Source organism: Gordonia sp. GN26 (assembly GCF_054823965.1).
Genome location: NZ_JSYC01000007.1, coordinates 234,327 through 252,758, shown reverse-complemented (window position 1 = coordinate 252,758; position 18,432 = coordinate 234,327). Strand labels below are relative to the sequence as shown.

Genomic DNA, 18,432 nt, shown 5'->3' with positions numbered 1-18,432 from the left:
GCGCTGTAGGGGTCGCTGCACCGGGCCGTGTGATGTGGGCTAGATTGATCAACGATGACCTGTGCCGACAACCGGCCTGGTCCGGCGCGACCATCGAAAGGGTGACATGGACAGCCTGATCGTCCCCATCGGAGTGCCAGTCACGATCGTGACGGTGCTCTTTGTCGTGCTCTGCGTTGTCGCGATGGTGTTCTCCAGCGGGGTCAAGTACCCGAAGGTCAAGGAGTACACCCTCGATCAGCAATGGGAGCATGCTCCGCTTCTCTTCAGTGCCACCGACATCGAACCGATGGCACTTCCGCGGCACGCGGAACCCGGCGACGTTGATGGGAGCTCGGCAAGTGGCAAGTGGTGAGGTTTCGCACGCGAACGTGAGTGCAGAGGTCGCGGCCCGCTCGGCCGCCGAACTTCCGCTGGGCGCCGTGATCACCAACAGCGGACGCATCTCGGCGGCCCGCTACCCGGGTGACACCCCGTCGACGCCGCCCTTCAGCAAGAAGGATCTGATCGCTCTCGACGACACCCTGAAGGCCGCGAGCGAGAAGGCTCTCGTGCGCTTCTCGGTCTACATCGGCGATCTCGACGGTGACCTCGACGCGAGCGCCCGTGCCGTCCTGGCGAAGGCTCCCGAGCCCGCCCACGGCACGCTGATCGCGGTGTCGCCGAACACGCGCGACGTCGTCATCGTCTCCGGTAGCGAGGTGTCGAGCCGCGTCAACGACCGCGTCGCCGCACTCGGCGTGACCGCAGCGGTCACCGGCTTCCGTCAGGGCAACCTGATCGACGGCCTCATCGCGTCGCTGCGTGTGATGGCGACTGCCGCCGCAGCAGGCTAGTCCAGCAGACCACGACGAAGGCCGCTCCACCTCCGGGTGGGGCGGCCTTCTTCGTGGTCGCGTCTGTCGTTGTGCCCGGTCGGGTGTCGGGTCAGCGGTACATGCGGACCAGGGGACAGGTGAACGGATCGCGATCCCCGAGCCCGACCTGGTTGAGGTAGCGGATCACGATGCCGTAGGACCCGACCAGCGAGGTCTCGGTGTACTGCACGCCGTGACGCGCGCAGTGCGCCCGGACCAGCGGCTGCACCTTCTTGAGGTTGGGCCGCGGCATGCTCGGGAACAGATGGTGCTCGATCTGGTAGTTGAGCCCGCCCATCATGAAGTCGGTGGTCGGGCCACCCCGGATGTTGCGCGACATCAGGACCTGCCGGCGCAGGAAGTCCACGCGCATGTCCTTGGGAACCAGCGGCATGCCCTTGTGGTTCGGCGCGAACGACCCGCCGAGCAGGAGCCCGAAGACGGCGAGCTGGACCGCGATGAAGGCGATCGCGAGGCCGGGTGACATCACGAGGAACGGAACCGCGACACCGAGGAGCAGGCGCAGCAGGATCAATGCGATCTCGACGGCGCGGTGCGGGACCGCGGTGCGTGCGGCGAGGCCCTGGAGGCTCGCGACATGGAGGGCGGCACCCTCGAGGGTCAGCAGCGGAACGAAGAACCAACCCTGGCGTCTGGTGAACCAGCCGTACAGGCCCGTCCGCTTCTCCGCGACGGCCGGCACGAAGGCGATGGGGCCATCGGCGATGTCGGGGTCGGTGCCCACCTGGTTGGGGGCCTTGTGGTGCCGGTTGTGCTTGTTGCGCCACCAGTGGAAGGAGAGACCGGCTCCCGCGGCGGCGAGAATCCGCGCGTTCCACTCGTTGGCCCCGGCGGAGGCGAACATCTGGCGGTGGGCGCCGTCGTGACCGAGGAAGCCGAACTGGGTGCTCACCACGGCGAGGAGAGCGGCGGGCACGATCTGCCACCAGGTGTCGCCGAGCAGGATCACCGCCGTCCAGATCCCGACGAACGCGAGGACGGTCAATCCGATCCGGGCGACGTAGAACCCGCGCCGACGGTCCAGCAGTCCTGATGCGCGGACCTCTGCCGCGAGTTCGGTGTAGGAACTCACGAATTTGTTGTCACGGGCCTGCGACACAGTTGAAAGGGACAAGAGTGCGTACCTCTGGCCTTCTGATTGGTGCCAGGTACGCCGGAGGGATCAGCTTTCGGAACTGAGGCGCGTCACGAGAGACATGAACCGGGATTGCGATGCATCAAGGGGCGAGGCCCATCATGCCACGATTCCGGTCGACGGACCCGGCCCGCGCCGTGATGGCGCGGGCCGGGCCTGCCCAGGTCAACGCTCAGGAGCGTGGGGCGGAACCCTCGAGCGCCTTCTCGTGGGTCGCGGCCCCGGTCGAGTTGAGGTCGTCGTCGACCATGTTCGACTCGTCGAACGGGACCCGACCGGCCAGCACCTCGTCGACCTGGTGCTTGTCCACCGTCTTGGTCCAGGAACCGACCAGGAGAGTCGCCACCGCATTGCCGGAGAAGTTGGTGACCGCACGCGCCTCGGACATGAACCGGTCGATACCGACGATCACGCCGACGCCCTCGAGCATCTCCGGGCGGTGAGCCTGGAGTCCGGCGGCGAGGGTCGCCAGTCCCGCGCCGCTGACGCCGGCGGCGCCCTTCGACGCGATGATCATGAACGCGAGCAGACCGATCTGCTCGCCGACCGACAGCGGGTCGCCCATCGCGTCGGCGATGAAGATCGACGCCATGGTCAGGTAGATCGCGGTTCCGTCGAGGTTGAACGAGTACCCGGTGGGCACCACGACACCCACGGTCGTCTTCTCGACGCCGAGGTGTTCCATCTTGGCGATGAGTCGCGGCAGGGCCGACTCCGACGACGAGGTCGCGAAGATCAGCAGGTACTCGCGGGCCAGGTACCGCACCAGGCGGAAGATCGACACGCCGGCGATGGTCCGGAGCAGGACGCCCAGCACGCCGAACACGAAGACCAGGCAGGTGAGGTAGAAAGCGAGCATCAGGGTCAGAAGCTGTTGCACCGCTGCCCATCCGGTCTGGCCGACGACGTTTGCGATGGCGCCGAACGCGCCGATCGGCGCGACCCACAGGACCATGGTCAGCACCTTGAAGACCAGCTTCTGGAAGTAGGAGACCGCGGTCAGGATCGGCTCGCCGGTGCGTCCCATCGCCTGGATCGCGAAGCCGACCAGGAGCGCGACGAACAGCGCCTGCAGCACACTGCCGTCGGTCAGTGCCGAGAGCATCGACTCCGGGACGATCCCCTGGATGAAGTCGATGGTGCCGCCCGACTCGTGGGCTTCCTTGGCGAGTTTGGAGCCCTCGCCGGAGACCGAGTCGATGTCGAGACCCTCGCCGGGCTTGAGGAGGTTGCCGACCACCAGTCCGATGGCCAGTGCGACCGTCGACATCACGAGGAAGTAGACGAAGGCGAGGCCGCCGACCTTGCCGACGGTCGCGGCCTTTCGCACCGATCCGATGCCGAGCACGATGGTGCAGAAGATGACCGGCGCGATCATCATCTTGATCAGAGCGACGAACGTGGTGCCCAGCCAGCCGAGGTCCTTGCCGAGCTCCGGGGCCACGAGGCCGACGGTGACACCGGCGACCACCGCGATGATGACCGCGATGTAGAGCCAGTGCGTACGGTCGCGTTTGGCCCGTGGGGCCTCGGCTTCCGTCGTCTCGTCACCGGCCTTCGGGTCTACGTTCATCGGCAGTTCTCTCCTCGTGTACCGGGAACATGGGTGGTTAGGATTGTGAACCGACCAGGTGACCACCGTCACGGTTCTGTTCATTACGTTCACCGCTGCCGGGGAATAGCCCGATATGGGGCTTTGCCAAACACGACACGGCGAGTCACGCACTCGCGACGCAGTTAGGGGCCGAGCATGCGGTGGTTTCCGCGGACGCTGGCCGGTCAGGTGGCGGCGCTCGCGCTGACGGTCGTTGCCGTCGTGGTCGTCGCGGGCAGTGTGCTCGCGGCAATCGATGCTCGCGTCGACGGCGACCGGGCCGCCCGCGACGAGGTCACCGCGGTGGCGGTCAGCCTCGCCCAGGCGCCCTCGACGGTGTCCGCACTCACCTCGCCGGATCCGAGCGCGATCCTGCAGTCGGTCACCGACCGTGTCCGTCGGGAGACGGGCATCGCCTTCATCACCGTGCTGGGTCCGGACCGGACGCGCTACACCCACACCGACCCGTCCCTGATCGGTGCGCCCTATATCGGAAGCATCGACGCGGCCCTGCGCGGCGAGACGATCACCGAGACCTACACCGGCACCCTCGGCCCGTCCATCCGGACGATCACCCCGGTCCGGGGTCCCGACGGCCGGATCATCGGGATGGTCGCCGCCGGGATCACCCAGCGTTCGCTCACGTCGACCTGGCGCGGGGAGCTCCCTCGGATCGCCGTCACCGCCCTGGCGGCCCTGTTGACCGCAGCTGCCGGCGTCTGGTGGATCCGACGCCGACTGTTGCGGCAGACCGGCGGACTGGCCCCGGACGACCTGCGTCTGATGTACGACCACCACGACGCGGTGCTGCGCGCGGTCCGCGAGGGCCTGATCGTCGTCTCCGACGGTCGGCCGGCGCTGGTCAACGCCGAGGCGCACCGCCTGCTCGGCATCGGAACCGGCACCCCCGCAAGCGAACTGCCGGGTTTCCTGACCCGCGGCGACGGGGTGTCCGACGAGTTGCACGCCGAGGGCGGACGGGTACTGCTGGTCAGTCGCTCGCCGGTGTCCGGACGACGAGGCTCGTCGGTCGTCACGATCCGCGACCGGACCGAATTGGCCGAGGCCATGGGAGAGTTGGATTCGATGACCCGATTTGCCGAGGCGCTCCGCTCCCAGGCTCACGAGTCCGCGAACCGGCTGCACACACTGGTCGCACTGGTCGAGATGGGGCGGCCGGACGAAGCGGTCCGACTCGCGACCACCGAACTCGAACTGTCCCAACACCTCATCGATCAGATGGCCCAGGCGGTCGCCGAGCCGGCGCTGGTCGCGTTGCTCCTCGGGAAGAGTACGCAGGCGGCCGAACGGGGAATCGCGTTCTCGCTCACCGAGGATTCGCAGGTGAGCGACGAGGCCACCCAGATCCTGTCTTCGCGCGAGATGATCACCGTGGTGGGGAACCTCGTCGACAACGCCCTCGACGCCTGCGATCCGAACGACCCGTGGGTCGAGGTCGGGGTCGTCGGAGACCATGAGGCGCTCGAGATCGTCGTCGCCGACAGCGGACCCGGGATGGACGACGAACTGTTCCGGCGCGCGACCGCCCGGGGGTACTCCACCAAGTCCGGCGGCGACGACGCCGGCCGCGGACTCGGCCTCGCCCTCGTCTCGCAGGTCGTCTCCCGGCACCACGGGACGTTGACCGCCGAGAACACCTACGGTTCGGTCGTGACCGTGCGTATCCGGGCGGCGCAGTCGGGAACGGGGGAGGCCCGATGATCCGCGTACTGATCGTCGAGGACGAGCCGGTGATCGCCGAGGCGCACCGCGACTACCTCGCACGCATCGGCGGTTTCGAGGTCGTCGGCGCGGTGACGACCGCGCAGGAGGCGTTGCGCTCCGCACGGACGCATGGCGTCGACCTGGTGCTGCTCGACCTCGGTCTCCCCGACGCCCGCGGCACCGACCTCGCCTCCGCGCTGTCCGGGGTGCGCCCGGCCCCCGACGTCATCGCCATCACCGCGCAGCGAGACCTGCCGACCGTGCGCGACGCGATGTCGCGCGGGGTGCTGCTCTACCTGCTCAAGCCGTTCACGTTCGCGGCCTTCCGCGAGAAGGTCGAACAGTATCTGCGATATCGGGAGGCGTTGACCGGTGAGGCGGAGGCGGTCAGTCAGCGCGACGTCGACCGGGCACTGGCCGAGTTGCGTTCCGGCGATCACCGACGGTCGGCGAAGAAGGGGTCGGCACCGCAGACCGAGGATGCGGTGTGTCGGGCCGTGCGCGACAGTGCCGACGGGCTCACCGCATCGGAAGTGGCTCGCGCGCTGGGATCTTCGCGCGTCACCGCATGGAGATATCTGGAGCGACTCGCCGACGACGGCGTCCTCGGCCGCGACACCCAGTACGGCTCGGCCGGTCGGCCGCAGGTGCGGTATCGGTGGCGCCGGCGCTGATCGCCGACACCACCGGTACCCGGAACATCAGTCCTGGGCGTCGAACTCGCGCGCTCGCAGCGAACGTGCAACGCCGTCACGGCCTTCGGAGATCAGCCGCTTGAGGGCTGGCGGATGGTCACCCGCGACGAACTCCTCGGCGAGATCGAGGGCATGCTGCGTCATCGCCCAGCTCGGGTAGAGGCCGATGACGACGGTCTGGGCGACCTCGCTCGAACGGCGCGCCCACACCTCGGGGATCGCCTCGAAGTACTTCTCGACGTACGGCTCGAGCAGCTCGCCCTGACCCGGCCGCGCGAAGCCCTCGATCATGGTGCGGGTGTAGATGTTCGACAGCGAATCGTCGTCGATCGCCTGCGACCACGCGTCGGCCTTGGCCTCGGGGATCGGTCGCGACGAGCGCGCCGCGGCGGCCTGCCGGGTGCCGGTGGCGGTGTTGTCACGCTGCGCCTCGGCGTCGATGGTCGGCGTCGAACCCGCGTCGGTGTCGATCGCACCGGCGGTTGCCAACGCCCGCACCAGCTTCCACCGTAGGTCGGTGTCGACGGCGAGACCGTCCAAACCCTGCTCGGCCGGGTCCGCACCGTCGAGAAGTGCGCGAACCACGTCGACCTGGTCGTCGTTGAGCTTGCCGGCCAGCCAGGTGTTGACGAAGGCGAGCTGGTGGTCGGAGCCCGCGTCGGCACCCCGTGCGAGTTCCAGCAGCCGGGCGCTGAACGCGGGCCGGCCCGTCGAGGACACCCAAGCGGGGTCGGCGTAGGACTCCATCGCGGTGGTCGCCTGTATCAGGACACGCTGCACCACACCGATCTCGGTCTCTGATGCGATCCCGCGCTGCACGAGTTCGACGAAGTCGCGGGCGCGCATCTCGGCCTGGCGGGTCATCTCCCACGCCGCTGACCACACCAGGGTGCGGGGCATGGAGTCGGTGATGTCTCCGATGCGTGCGGTCGCGGTCGCCAGTGACTCGGGGTCGAGGCGGATCGACGCGTAGGTGAGGTCACCGTCGTTGAGCAGCACCAGGTCTCCGCGGTTCACGCCGACGAGGTCGGCCACGTCGGTGCGCTCACCCTCGACGTCGAGTTCGACGCTGTGGGTCTGTTCGATGGCGCCGGAACCGTTGTCGGCGTAGATGCCGACGCGGAGCCGGTGTACGCGGGTCTCGCCCGCGCCCGGGGCGGCGCCGTCCTGGACGATCGTGAACCGGGTGAACGCCCCGGCCTCATCGACCTCGAAATCGGGTCGCATGACGTTGATGCCGGTGGTGCGCAGCCACTGGTCGCCCCAGTCCGACAGGTCACGACCGGACGACTTCTCCAGTGCGCCCAGCAGATCGGAGAACGTGGCGTTGCCGAACTTGTGGGCGGCGAAATAATCGCGCAGACCGGCGAGGAAGTCGTCCACACCGACGTAGGCGACGAGCTGCTTGAGCACCGAGGCGCCCTTGGCGTAGGTGATGCCGTCGAAGTTGACCTCGACGGCGGCGATGTCGGGGATGTCGGCGGCGACCGGGTGGGTCGAGGGCAGCTGATCCTGCCGGTACGCCCAGGACTTCTCGACGTTGGCGAACGTCGTCCAGGCGTTGGTGTACTCGGTCGCCTCCGACTGGCAGAGCACCGAGGCGAAGGTGGCGAAGGACTCGTTGAGCCACAGGTCATCCCACCACTGCATGGTGACGAGATCGCCGAACCACATGTGCGCCATCTCGTGCAGCACGGTCTCGGCGCGACGCTCGTAGAGGTACTTGGTGACGCGCGACCGGAAGACGTAGTCCTCCAGGAAGGTCACCGCGCCGGCGTTCTCCATCGCGCCGGCGTTGAACTCGGGCACGAACAGCTGGTCGTACTTGCCGAAGGCGTATGGGATACCGAAGTTCTTGTGGTAGAAGGCGAATCCCTGTTTGGTCTCGGTGAAGAGCCGATCGGCGTCCATGTGCTCGGCCAGTGAGGCGCGGCAGTAGATGCCGAGGGGGATGTCGCCGTGGTCGTCGGAGTAGACGTCGGTCCACTCGGCGTACGGGCCGGCGATCAGCGCGACGAGGTAGGTGCTCATCGGCGCTGTCTCGCGGAAGCGGTGGATACCCGGTTCGGCGGCGGTGGTCTCGACGTGTGCCGCGTTCGAGATGACCTTCCAGTCCTCGGGTGCGGTGACCGTGAGGGTGTAGGTGGCCTTGAGGTCCGGCTGATCGAAGCAGGCGAACATGCGCTTGGCGTCGGCGGTCTCGAACTGGGAGTACAGGTACACCGAGTCGTCGGACTGGTCGACGAAGCGGTGCAGTCCCTCACCGGTGTTCGAGTAGGCGCAGTCGGCGACCACGGTGAGGGTGTTCTCCGCGGCCAGCCCGGGCAGGGCGATGCCGACGGATTCGTCGAAACCGGAGACGTCGAGCTCGACGCCGTTGAGCGTCGCCGAGTGCAGCGTCGGCGCAACGAGGTCGATGAAGGTCTCGGCGCCCTCGGTCGCGGTGAACGTGACCGTCGTGGTGGATCTGAACGTCTGGGTGCCGGGCGAACCGTTGCCGTCGGTGAGGTCGAGTTCGATCTGGTAGTTCGACACGTCGACGATCGCGGCGCGCTCGCGGGCCTGGTCTCTGGTGAGGTTCGGGGCAGTCACGCAGGCCAGCTTATAGAGATTGGCGGTGCTCAGCCGTCCGACAGCAGATCGGCGGGTTGGAGGATCGCGGTCGCGAGTGCGATGAGGGCGTCGGAGATCCCCGGTCGCGCGCGCAGCTCCGGCGACTGCACGATGTCACCGGTCACCCCGATGAACGCGCGGGTGAGGCCTGCGGCGTCGCCCTCGGACAGTTCGGGCGTGCGGGCGCGGATCGCGGCGGCCCATTCGGCGATGTATGCGCGTTGGGCCGACCGCAAGACGTCCTGGTCGGCCTCGGGCAGGTAGACGAGGTCGCGGGTGAAGATCGGGACGATCCGTCCGTGCACGCCGAGCGCCTGCTCCACGTGCAGTGAGATCAGCACGTCGAGGGCGTCGCTCGGCTCGACGCCGTCGAGGTCGTGGGCCGTGAGGAAGAGCATTCCCTCGAGGGCGCGGAACAGGATCGCGCGCAAGACCTCGGTCTTGCCCGGGATCTGCTGATAGAAGGTGGCGACCGAGATGTCGGCCGCCCGCGCGATGTCGTCGATCCGGACGTCGTGGAAACCCCGCTCGGCGAACAGGTCGGTGGCGGCATCGAGGATGCGCTCGTGCCGGTCGGCGGGGCGTCGGGTGGGCGGCGACGGGGATGAGGCGTCGGGTCCGGCTGCGGGCACCTCGCAGTCGACGATCGACCGGGCTATGGCCCGCTGGATCTGCATCACGCGCGCGGGCGGCATCGGCCCGCGGATCACCGAGGTGTTGGAGTACAGGCTCAGAACGGCGAACCCGAGCAGACGGGCGTCGGCGTCCGGCAGGTCGGGTCGTACGGCGACGACCTTGTCGGCGATGTAGTCGCCGTACTTCGTGAAGTAGCCCCGCATCTCCGCGAGCTGCGTGGGCTGTAGGTGCCGTTGTTCGCGGCGCCAGAGGATGGACACGTCGTGATTGGCGGTCATGTCCCCGAGACGGTCGAGGAAACGCCACAGCTGGGCCTCCGGCGTCTCACCGTGACCGTCGGCCTCGCGCACGAGTTGGTCCACCAGGTCGACCTGGGTCAACAACGCCTGCACGAGGATGTCGTGCTTGCCGGGGAAGTGGCGGTACACCGCGGGACCGGTGAGACCCACCGCGGCACCGATCTGTTCGATGCTGACGTTGCGGTACCCGAAGTCCTGGAAGAGGATCGTCGCCGCACGGACGATCTGCTCGGCCCGGAGCCCCCGGGGGTTCGCCCGCGCGCCCGCCGGATCGGGACCGGAGCCCGGATCATGCGGCGTCGACGACATGGACGTTTCCTCTCCGAGAACGGTGGCGGACCCGGACGTGGCTCATCCGACGGGATCCTCCCAAGGAACGGTAACCGGATCCGGACCAGATTTTCGCAGCTCACATCACAAACCGGGAACAGCCGGACGCATGCCGATGTTGAGCACGGTTGACGGTGCCACCGGTACGGTCGAGATCGATCACCACTTCTGAGAGGACGTCGACGATGTCAGAGCAGGGCCAGTCCACCACCGATCGGGTCGATTTCTGGTTCGATCCGCTCTGCCCGTGGTGTTGGATCACCTCCCGGTGGGTCCTCGAGGCCGAGAAGGTCCGGCCGATCGACGTGAACTTCCACATCATGAGCCTGGCCGTCCTCAACGAGGGCAAGGACATCCCCGACGAGTACCGCGAGGCACTGAAGAACGCGTGGCGTCCGGTCCGGGTGATCGCCGCCGCAGCAGCGCAGAAGGGCGACGAGATCCTCGCACCCCTCTACGCCGCGATGGGCACCCGAATCCACAACGAGGGGATCAAGGACTTCGACGAGGTCATCGCCGGTGCGCTCGCCGAGCTCGGGCTCGACGCCTCGCTGGCGGAGGCCGCCGACTCCGAGGAGTTCGACGAGGCCATCCGCAAGAGCCACCACGAGGGTATGGACAAGGTCGGCGACGACGTCGGCACCCCGACGATCCACGTCAACGGTGTCGCCTTCTTCGGCCCGGTGCTGTCACGCATCCCGCGCGGCGAGGATGCCGGCAAGGTGTGGGACGGGGCACTCGCCCTCGCGTCGTACCCGCACTTCTACGAGCTCAAGCGCAGCCGCACCGAGGGTCCCGAGTTCGACTGAGTCGCAGCCTGATTCGCCCACCGCGAACCCGCTCCTCGAACCCCCGCTCAGAACCTGGGCGGGGGTTCGATGCCGTTCGGGAGCGAACCGGGCGGGACCGTCGCCGGATGCGCCGGCGGTGGCACGGCCACGACGTTGCCGCTGCCGATACCGCGCACGATCCGGCGTGGTCGGAGCAGCATGGCGCCGGCCCGGGTGCGGTCACGGAGTGCGGCCGCGCGCCAGGTCAGGACGGGATGGGTCGAGATCGCGTTCACCAGGTGCACGAAGAATCCGCGTTCGTGGGTGGCACGGTCGGCGAACTGGTCGAAATCGACCGCCGACAGCATGTACTTGCCGGCGGCCAGGACGCCGATCGCGCCCGGAGCTCCCGCCGGCTTCGCGTAGTAGCCGTAGTTGTCGGCGGTGTACTCCTGCGCTCGTGACAGGGCGCTGCCGAGCAGGGGGATGTTGGTGCCGAAGACCGTCGCCAGCTGACGCCAGTACGACGTGTGCCCGGCCGCGATGTGTCCGACCTCGTGGCCGATGATGAACTCCAGCGCCTCGGGACTGCGTGCGGTGCCACCGACCTCGAACAGGTCGGAGTAGACGACGACGAACCGGCGGAAGCCGTGGCCGGAGGCGAAGGCGTTGATCTGTCCGTTCCCGAGCACGACGTAGGCGTCGGGTACGTACTCCAGTCCATAGCGAGCGGCGGCTTCGACCACCATCCGGTAGCCCTCCGGGAACTGGGTGGGCGTCATCTGCACGCCGTTCACGCGCGGCGTCGCATAGGTGAGGCCACGGATCACGAACAGCAGCAGCGGAAATGCCAAGGCGGCCAGCAGGATCTGGTCCAGCATGCCGAGTGCGACCAGAAGGATGATCGCCGCGTATCCCACCGTCGTGGTGAGGATGACGAGGATGAGGACGGGGATCTCCCACGGATGCAGCTGCGGGCGTGCGGCGAAACGAGCCGCGCGAAGCCAGCGTCGTGACGGGTCGGGAGGTGTCTCCGGGAGCGGGTCGGCGACCCCGGGCACGTTCGGGATCGGGTTCGGCAACGCTCGGGGGATGGGCGCAGGCGTGTCCACGCCCTCAATCTATAGTGGCGCCATGCGTGTCTATCTCGGTGCCGACCATGCCGGATTCGAACTCAAGAACCAGATCGCCGACCATCTGACAGCGAACGGACACGAGGTGGTGGACTGTGGCGCCCACGTCTACGACGCCCTCGACGACTACCCGGCCTTCTGCATCGACGCCGCGGCCCGGACCGTCGCAGACCCCGGCAGCCTGGGCATCGTGCTCGGCGGCAGCGGCAACGGCGAGCAGATCGCCGCGAACAAGGTGCCCGGCGCCCGCTGCGCCCTGGCCTGGAGCGTCGAGACCGCCCAGCTCGCACGTCAGCACAACAACGCACAGCTGATCGGCATCGGCGGGCGCATGCACTCCACCGAGGAAGCCCTCGCCATCGTCGACGCCTTCCTGGCCACCGAGTGGTCGGATGAGGCTCGCCACCAGCGCCGCATCGACATCCTCGCCGAGTACGAGCGCACCGGCGTTGCCCCCGAGGTCCCGCAGCCGCCGGCCTGATCGGTGCCCGAGGGTCATACGCTGCACCGGCTCGCCCGCCGGCAACAGCGACTCTTCGGTGGCCGGCCGGTCCGGGTGACCAGCCCCCAGGGGCGGTTCGCCGACGGTGCGGCCGCCGTGGACGGGATGACCTTCCACGCCGCGGAGGCGTGGGGCAAACATCTGCTCCATCGCTATCGCGACGGTCGGACCGAGCGGATGGTGCACATCCACCTCGGCCTGTACGGCGCCTTCACCGAGTTGACGGCGCCGCTGCCGGAGCCGGTCGGTCAGGTCCGGCTGCGTATCGAGACCGAGGACACCGGCACCGACCTGCGCGGGCCGACGGCGTGTGAGATCTACCACCCTGCCGATCTCGACGCGCTGATCGCCCGTCTGGGTCCCGACCCTCTGCGACGCGACGCCGACCCGGACCGCGCCTGGGCGGCGATATCCCGCTCGTCGCGGCCGATCGGCGCACTGCTGATGGACCAGAAGGTCATCGCGGGGATCGGGAACGTCTACCGTGCCGAGGTCCTCTTCCGTGCCGGTATCGATCCCATGCGCTCGGGGAAGCGCCTTCTCCGAGGCGAATTCGACGAGATGTGGACCGATCTGGTGGCGCTGATGAAGGTGGGCGTTCGCCGCGGCCGGATCCACGTGATCCGGCCCGAGGACGACCACGGGGCGCCGGCGTATGCGGCGAATCGTCCGCGGACCTACGTCTACCGCCGGGCAGGGGATCCGTGTCGCATCTGCGGTACTCCGGTCCTGCTCGCCGAACTCGAGGCCCGCAAGCTCTACTGGTGTCCGGTGTGCCAGACGTGATGCTCCCCTCAAAAGATGTATGGATAGGCGAACCTCAGTAGCATCGCGGGAGTTCGGGATGTACGGCATCCGCGTCGAATCTCTGGGGGTAAGCGTGTCGATCGTCGAGGAATCCCGTGTCCATGCCGGCCTGATCTCGCGCGGTGAGGTGTCGCCACTGAAGGACGTGCCGTTCCACGGTGCTTCGGATGCGCCGATCACCCGACGCGTCCTCGCCGGCGGCGATCTGTTCCCCGAGGCCGAGAAGCGCGTCGTCGCCCACGAGATGCGAGCCGTCTCGGCCGCGACCCGGGACTACTGCGAGCCCCACGTGCACGACTGCCCCGAGATCAACATCCTCCTCTCGCTCGACCACCTGGTCTACGAGATCACGCTGGGTGACGAGTCGTATGTGGTGGAAGCGCCGGCGAGCATCTACATCCCGGCCGGCCTGAGTCACAGCGCGAACGTGATCGAGGGGAGTGGTTTCTTCATCGCGATCATCGAGACCGCGGACTACGTCGCCAAGCCGCCGCCCGGCGCCACCTTCTGACCTCCGTCGGTCGCGAGGCCCCCGGAGGATCTCAGCGAACCCACAGCGTCGTCTGACGTCCGTTCACATGTGCGGTCGTCACGATGGATGAGGTGTACAGCGACGAGCGGACCCGCGACGACGCCCTCGGCGATGTCGAACAACTCGGGAAGATCCAGCAGCCGGAGATCACCGTTTTCGTGGTCGGCGGAACCGGGGAGTCGTACCCGGGTGATGTCCGGACCGAGGTGACCGGTCTTCTCGCAGGCGTGACCGACGAACTCGACGATCGGTTCTCCTGCCGCTGGGTCGCCTATCCGGCGAGTTACGGCCCGGCGCCCCATCCCGGTGGCATGAGCTTCGTCGACAGTGTGGCGATCGGTGCCCGGCGATTGTCCGAGCTGCTCGAACAGGCCACGGGATCGGTCGCATTGCTGGGGTATTCGCAAGGCGCCGTGGTGATCCGGGCGGCGCTCGCCGAACTGGGGGCGCGCCGTCATCCGGTTGTCGACCGAGTGCTCGGCGTCGGACTCGTCGCGGACCCGCACCAGCCGCCGGGCGCCGTACCCGGATGCGACGGTTGGGGTGTCGCGGGTCCCGGTGAACAGCTGCCTTCCGGCCTGCCCGTGATGTGGGTGGGCGCACCCGACGACATGATCTGCAACGCACGCGCCGATTCCCTGGTCCGTGACATCGCCGACCTCACCCGGGCGATGACCTTCGCCGCGATGGGCCGTTGGGGACGCAGCGCATTCGAGGTGCTGCGCCGCAATGCCTTCCAGAACGCCCGCCGCACAGCAGTGCGGCCGTCACAGTGGCGACGGGACATCCGACGACTCGCATCGGCCTGGTGGGAGATCCGTTGCTATCTGCCGTCGATGATGCGGTTCCTCGGTATCGCGTGGGCGAATTCGCCGGGCGGACGCCACACCTCGTACGGGCACGAGCCTTATCGACGCGCATCTGTCACCGATCCCGCCTCGACCGGGTGCCAGGTGATCGCGGGCTGGCTGCAGGTGCAGGCGACGTTCGCGGCCGTTTCCGCGGATCACATCCGCGCTGCGTGACGAGTCGCACGAGTCGTGACGTCGCGACTCGAGTCCCACACCGACGACGAAGACCGGCCACCGTGGCGGTGACCGGCCTTCGAGGTCGGATGTGACGGGGGTCAGTTGCCGTTGTACTGGCCGCCGATGGTGTTGCGGACGACGATCGGGGTTCCACGCGGGACGTTGTCGTAGACCCACTTGCCGAACTCGGTGGTGACGTTGATGCAGCCGTGGCTCACATTGCTGTTGCCCTGCTGCGCGACGGACCACGGTGCCGCATGGATGAAGATGCCGTCCCACGACATGCGGGTCGCGTACTCGACGTAGGTGCGGTAGCCCTCGGCGGAGTCGACCGGCACACCGTACGTGGACGAATCCATGTACATGTCGCGGTACTTCTCCTTGGTGTAGTAGACACCGTTCGGGGTCGGGTGCTTGTCCGAACCCATCGAGATCGGCATGGACTTGACGACCTCACCGTTCTTCCACCACGTGATGGTGTGGGTCTTGTCGTCGGCCAGGGCGATGTACCCGGTCGGGGTCTTCACGTTCGGGATCGCCGGACCGGCGGGCTTCTCCGGGGTGGTGCTGCTCGACGGCGGCTCCGGGGCCTTCGGGGTGCTCGGCGCCGGCGGCGTCGGCAGGCCGGGGATCACGGGGATCTCGACCGGCGGAAGGCCGGGGATCACGGTGACGGGTGCAGCGTTCGCAACGCCGGGGAGGGCGAGAGCCATGGCCAGGACGCCGACGACGATCCCGCTGAGGCGCCGAGTGGAGCGTCGGCGAGACCGCGAGGTCGGCACATTGTTGGTCTGCACTAGTCGTACCTTCGTTCGATGAGTATCTCGCGCTGTACATCTGAAAGCGCGAATCCATCGTTACACAACCGTTGTCTAACGGCCAAGGAATGCGGCGGCCCCGCCGGCGCCGCGATCGCAAACGGGACGTGCGAGCTGGCAAAAACCAGTGGTGAGCGCCGTGACCGCAACTCGAGTGATGGTCGTCACAGACCGATGGCGGACTCCGCCGATCATCTCATCGGCGTGCATCATCGTCCCTGTCGCGGTGGTGTCAACAGGATCGGTTGTCCCACTGGGGCGCCGGGACTCAGACGGGTTGCGGGTGCTCTGTGCGCAGATGCCGCACCGGCTGCGTGCACGCCTCGTCCCGGCAGACGAGCATGATGTCGACGCGCTCGAGTCCGGTCTCGGATTCGGTGATGTCCCTGCGTATGTACAGCGGTGCGCCGCAGGTCTGACACTTTCGCTGGGTTTTCGTATGTGTGGATGACATGCCCTCAGCTTACGCGAGTGTGTCGTGTGTCACAGCTGGGTTGCGGCTTCGCGAACACCGCAAACAACGTCGTCGGCCGGAGCAATCTGGAGGTCGGCACCCGGGAAGGACAGGGCGCGTGCACGAGAGTGCACGCAGGTCGGGAGACATTTCCGCGCGGAGGGGGGTGCTGACGTCTGCGAATGGAAGACCGAGAGCAATGAACCGACCCTTGACCACCTTGACGTTCGCTGTCGCCACCGCCACCGCCGGGCTTTTCGGTGGCGCGGCACTCGCGAGCGCCGACACACCATGCACGATGCCCATCGCCAACGGGCAGACCGCTCCATGTCCGCCACCCGTCATCTCGACGGGCCCGGGGGAGAACGGCGCGGTGAAAGACACGCCGGAGACACCGCCTCTGCCGGAGCTCCCGCCGTTCTACGACTACCCGTTTGACTTCTACGAGTTCGGGGAGGGCTTCCCCTTCTGGGAATTCTGAGGTCGACCGTGGCCTGAGGCCGCCGACCGCCCAGAGAAACGAAACGACCCTGGTCCGTTCGTCTTTCGACGGACCAGGGTCGGATCGTGTCCTCGACCGGGTCGAGGGGTGTGGTGGAGCGGGTGACGGGAATCGAACCCGCGTAGCTAGTTTGGAAGACTAGGGCTCTACCATTGAGCTACACCCGCGTGCTCGCGATCACCGGGAACCGGAGTTCGCCGCGTGCGATGAGTGACTGTACATGGCAGCGCGCCGTATTTCTAAATCGGGTGGGGTGGCGGTGCGTCCGGCACCCGTTGGTCGCGGCGCAACCGGCGCCACGTACTATCTTCTGTTGGCCCTGATGTGCGGTCGGCCGTGAGGCCTCCACCGCGACCTGAGGACCGCGGGATGTGGCGCAGCTTGGTAGCGCATCCGCTTTGGGAGCGGAGGGTCGCAGGTTCAAATCCTGTCATCCCGACTTGTCGATGTGACCGTGTGGGTCACGGGGGCACACCACCCGAAACCGAACTTTCATCACCACCCCAGATATAAGGAGCAGTAGGCGTGAAGAGCACTGTCGAGCAACTGACCCCGACCCGAGTGAAGCTCAATGTCGAGGTCCCGTTCGAGGAGCTGTCCGCAGACTTCGACCGGGCGTACAAGTCGCTGGCCCAGCAGATCCGGATCCCCGGCTTCCGCCCGGGCAAGGCGCCCGCCAAGCTGATCGAGGCCCGTGTCGGTCGCGACTCGGTCCTGGCGCAGGTCGTCAACGACGCCATCCCCGCCAAGTACTCGGAGGCCATCGCCGAGACCGAGACCAAGGCCATCGGCCAGCCGGAGATCGACCTGTCGGAGCTGAAGTACGGCGAGTCCGTCACCTTCACCGCCGAGGTCGACGTCCGCCCGGAGATCACCCTGCCCGACTACTCGACCCTCGCGGTCGAGGTCGACGCCATCGAGATCGACGACGCCGCGGTCGACGAGCAGCTCGAGGGCCTGCGCGCCCGCTTCGGCACCCTCAAGGGTGTCGAGCGCGGCATCGAGAACGGTGACTTCGTGTCGATCGACCTCGAGGCCACCGTCGACGGCGAGGCCGTCGAGGAGGCCACCACCGAGGGTCTGTCCCACGAGGTCGGCTCCGGCCAGCTCATCGACGGACTCGACGACGCCCTCATCGGCCTGAAGGCCGGCGAGAGCAAGGAGTTCACCACCAAGCTCGTCGCCGGTGACCACGCCGGCGAAGAGGCTCTGGTGAAGGTCACCGTGCAGTCGGTGAAGGAGCGCGAGCTCCCCGAGGTCGACGACGACTTCGCGCAGATGGCCAGCGAGTTCGACACCGTCGAGGAGCTGCGTGCGAGCCTGGCCGAGCGCGTCGAGCAGTCGGCGAAGCTCGAGCAGGCCAACAAGATCCGCGACGCCGTGCTCGAGAAGCTGATCGAGACCGTCGAGGTCCCGCTGCCGGAGAAGGTCGTCGCCGAGGAGATCGAGGGTCAGCAGCACCAGATCATCCACGCTCTCGGTCACGACGACGAGCAGGTCGCGAAGTTCCTCGAGGCGCAGGGCAAGACCCGCGAGGAGTGGGACGCCGAGGCCCGCGAGGAGGCCGAGAAGTCGGTCAAGCAGCAGCTGCTCCTCGATGCGATCGCCGATCAGCAGGAGACCGAGGTCAGCCAGGACGAGCTGACCCAGCAGATCATCTTCACCGCGCAGCGCTACGGCATGCAGCCGCAGGAGTTCATCCAGCAGCTGACCCAGGCGAACCAGGTCGGCGCGGTCTACGCCGACGTCCGTCGCGGCAAGTCGCTGGCCGGCATCGTCGGCGAGTTCACCGTCACCGACACCAAGGGTGCGACCGTCGACACCTCCGAGTTCTTCGGCAGCAACGACGAGGCCGAGTCCGACGAGGCGGCCGACGCCGACAACTGAGTCCACCCGGAACCTCACCACGCATCACCGATCGCCGGTCCCCGTTCGCGGGGGCCGGCGATCGGCGTCGGGTGCACCGGTCTGCATTCGCCGT

The 18,432-nt window shown here is 67.6% G+C and carries 18 protein-coding genes and 2 tRNA genes; 12 read left to right on the top strand and 8 right to left on the bottom strand.

Annotated elements, in window-relative coordinates; genetic code table 11:
• Nucleotides 1-106: 106 nt before the first annotated feature.
• The gene (gene ctaJ, locus OK17_RS02680) at nucleotides 107-355 is read left to right on the top strand and encodes an aa3-type cytochrome oxidase subunit CtaJ (protein ID WP_232719109.1); all 249 of its coding nucleotides are present in this window, start codon (nucleotides 107-109) and stop codon (nucleotides 353-355) included.
• A complete protein-coding gene (locus tag OK17_RS02675) occupies nucleotides 342-836 on the top strand; it encodes a DUF5130 domain-containing protein (protein ID WP_006866759.1) in 495 nt (164 codons plus the stop codon). The genes ctaJ and OK17_RS02675 overlap by 14 nt, the downstream gene beginning before the upstream one ends.
• A gap of 91 nt (nucleotides 837-927) precedes the next feature.
• On the opposite strand, the gene OK17_RS02670 is transcribed toward OK17_RS02675, so the two are convergent.
• Together OK17_RS02670 and OK17_RS02665 are read right to left on the bottom strand one after the other, a co-directional pair.
• Entirely contained in the window at nucleotides 928-1,992 is a 1,065-nt protein-coding gene (locus OK17_RS02670; RefSeq protein WP_232719108.1) for a fatty acid desaturase family protein, read from the bottom strand.
• Nucleotides 1,993-2,185: 193 nt separating this feature from the next.
• Entirely contained in the window at nucleotides 2,186-3,586 is a 1,401-nt protein-coding gene (locus tag OK17_RS02665; protein ID WP_232719107.1) for a cation:dicarboxylate symporter family transporter, read from the bottom strand.
• A 177-nt stretch (nucleotides 3,587-3,763) separates the two neighbouring features.
• On the opposite strand from OK17_RS02665, the gene OK17_RS02660 reads away from it, so the two are divergent.
• The gene (locus OK17_RS02660; RefSeq protein ID WP_232719106.1) at nucleotides 3,764-5,329 is read left to right on the top strand and encodes a sensor histidine kinase; all 1,566 of its coding nucleotides are present in this window, start codon (nucleotides 3,764-3,766) and stop codon (nucleotides 5,327-5,329) included.
• The gene (locus OK17_RS02655; protein ID WP_461416580.1) at nucleotides 5,326-6,006 is read left to right on the top strand and encodes a response regulator; all 681 of its coding nucleotides are present in this window, start codon (nucleotides 5,326-5,328) and stop codon (nucleotides 6,004-6,006) included. The genes OK17_RS02660 and OK17_RS02655 overlap by 4 nt, the downstream gene beginning before the upstream one ends.
• Before the next feature lie 27 nt (nucleotides 6,007-6,033).
• Here OK17_RS02655 and pepN read toward each other — a convergent pair whose 3' ends face one another.
• On the bottom strand, nucleotides 6,034-8,619 hold the full coding sequence (gene pepN, locus OK17_RS02650; protein WP_461416579.1) for an aminopeptidase N: 2,586 nt from the start codon (nucleotides 8,617-8,619) through the stop codon (nucleotides 6,034-6,036).
• Between the two features lie 29 nt (nucleotides 8,620-8,648).
• Complete coding sequence (locus OK17_RS02645; protein ID WP_461416578.1) at nucleotides 8,649-9,884, bottom strand: TetR/AcrR family transcriptional regulator; 1,236 nt, start codon at nucleotides 9,882-9,884, stop codon at nucleotides 8,649-8,651.
• A gap of 206 nt (nucleotides 9,885-10,090) precedes the next feature.
• On the opposite strand from OK17_RS02645, the gene OK17_RS02640 reads away from it, so the two are divergent.
• The gene (locus OK17_RS02640; RefSeq protein WP_461416577.1) at nucleotides 10,091-10,714 is read left to right on the top strand and encodes a mycothiol-dependent nitroreductase Rv2466c family protein; all 624 of its coding nucleotides are present in this window, start codon (nucleotides 10,091-10,093) and stop codon (nucleotides 10,712-10,714) included.
• A 47-nt stretch (nucleotides 10,715-10,761) separates the two neighbouring features.
• On the opposite strand, the gene OK17_RS02635 is transcribed toward OK17_RS02640, so the two are convergent.
• On the bottom strand, nucleotides 10,762-11,787 hold the full coding sequence (locus OK17_RS02635; protein WP_461416576.1) for a M48 family metallopeptidase: 1,026 nt from the start codon (nucleotides 11,785-11,787) through the stop codon (nucleotides 10,762-10,764).
• 22 nt (nucleotides 11,788-11,809) lie between these two features.
• Between OK17_RS02635 and OK17_RS02630 the strand changes: the two genes are divergently transcribed.
• The 4 genes from OK17_RS02630 to OK17_RS02615 all read left to right on the top strand — a co-directional run bounded on the left by OK17_RS02630 (nucleotide 11,810) and on the right by OK17_RS02615 (nucleotide 14,674).
• Entirely contained in the window at nucleotides 11,810-12,289 is a 480-nt protein-coding gene (locus tag OK17_RS02630; protein WP_039880516.1) for a ribose-5-phosphate isomerase, read from the top strand.
• Between the two features lie 3 nt (nucleotides 12,290-12,292).
• On the top strand, nucleotides 12,293-13,096 hold the full coding sequence (locus OK17_RS02625; protein ID WP_461416575.1) for an Fpg/Nei family DNA glycosylase: 804 nt from the start codon (nucleotides 12,293-12,295) through the stop codon (nucleotides 13,094-13,096).
• Nucleotides 13,097-13,190: 94 nt separating this feature from the next.
• The gene (locus OK17_RS02620; protein WP_232719099.1) at nucleotides 13,191-13,628 is read left to right on the top strand and encodes a cupin domain-containing protein; all 438 of its coding nucleotides are present in this window, start codon (nucleotides 13,191-13,193) and stop codon (nucleotides 13,626-13,628) included.
• An 83-nt stretch (nucleotides 13,629-13,711) separates the two neighbouring features.
• On the top strand, nucleotides 13,712-14,674 hold the full coding sequence (locus tag OK17_RS02615) for a PE-PPE domain-containing protein (protein WP_232719098.1): 963 nt from the start codon (nucleotides 13,712-13,714) through the stop codon (nucleotides 14,672-14,674).
• Nucleotides 14,675-14,775: 101 nt separating this feature from the next.
• Here the strand turns inward: OK17_RS02615 and OK17_RS02610 are convergent, their stop codons facing one another.
• Entirely contained in the window at nucleotides 14,776-15,474 is a 699-nt protein-coding gene (locus OK17_RS02610) for a L,D-transpeptidase (protein ID WP_232719097.1), read from the bottom strand.
• A gap of 289 nt (nucleotides 15,475-15,763) precedes the next feature.
• Nucleotides 15,764-15,949 (bottom strand): hypothetical protein, encoded by a 186-nt coding sequence (locus OK17_RS02605; protein ID WP_232719096.1) that lies wholly within the window; start codon nucleotides 15,947-15,949, stop codon nucleotides 15,764-15,766.
• Nucleotides 15,950-16,160: 211 nt separating this feature from the next.
• Between OK17_RS02605 and OK17_RS02600 the strand changes: the two genes are divergently transcribed.
• Nucleotides 16,161-16,430, top strand: coding sequence for a hypothetical protein (locus OK17_RS02600; protein ID WP_232719095.1), 270 nt, complete (start codon nucleotides 16,161-16,163; stop codon nucleotides 16,428-16,430).
• Between the two features lie 114 nt (nucleotides 16,431-16,544).
• Here OK17_RS02600 and OK17_RS02595 read toward each other — a convergent pair.
• Nucleotides 16,545-16,618: transfer RNA gene (locus tag OK17_RS02595), tRNA-Gly, on the bottom strand.
• A 198-nt stretch (nucleotides 16,619-16,816) separates the two neighbouring features.
• Between OK17_RS02595 and OK17_RS02590 the strand changes: the two genes are divergently transcribed.
• Nucleotides 16,817-16,890, top strand: a tRNA-Pro gene (locus OK17_RS02590).
• An 86-nt stretch (nucleotides 16,891-16,976) separates the two neighbouring features.
• The gene (tig, locus tag OK17_RS02585; protein ID WP_461416574.1) at nucleotides 16,977-18,338 is read left to right on the top strand and encodes a trigger factor; all 1,362 of its coding nucleotides are present in this window, start codon (nucleotides 16,977-16,979) and stop codon (nucleotides 18,336-18,338) included.
• The last annotated feature ends 94 nt before the right edge of the window (nucleotides 18,339-18,432 follow it).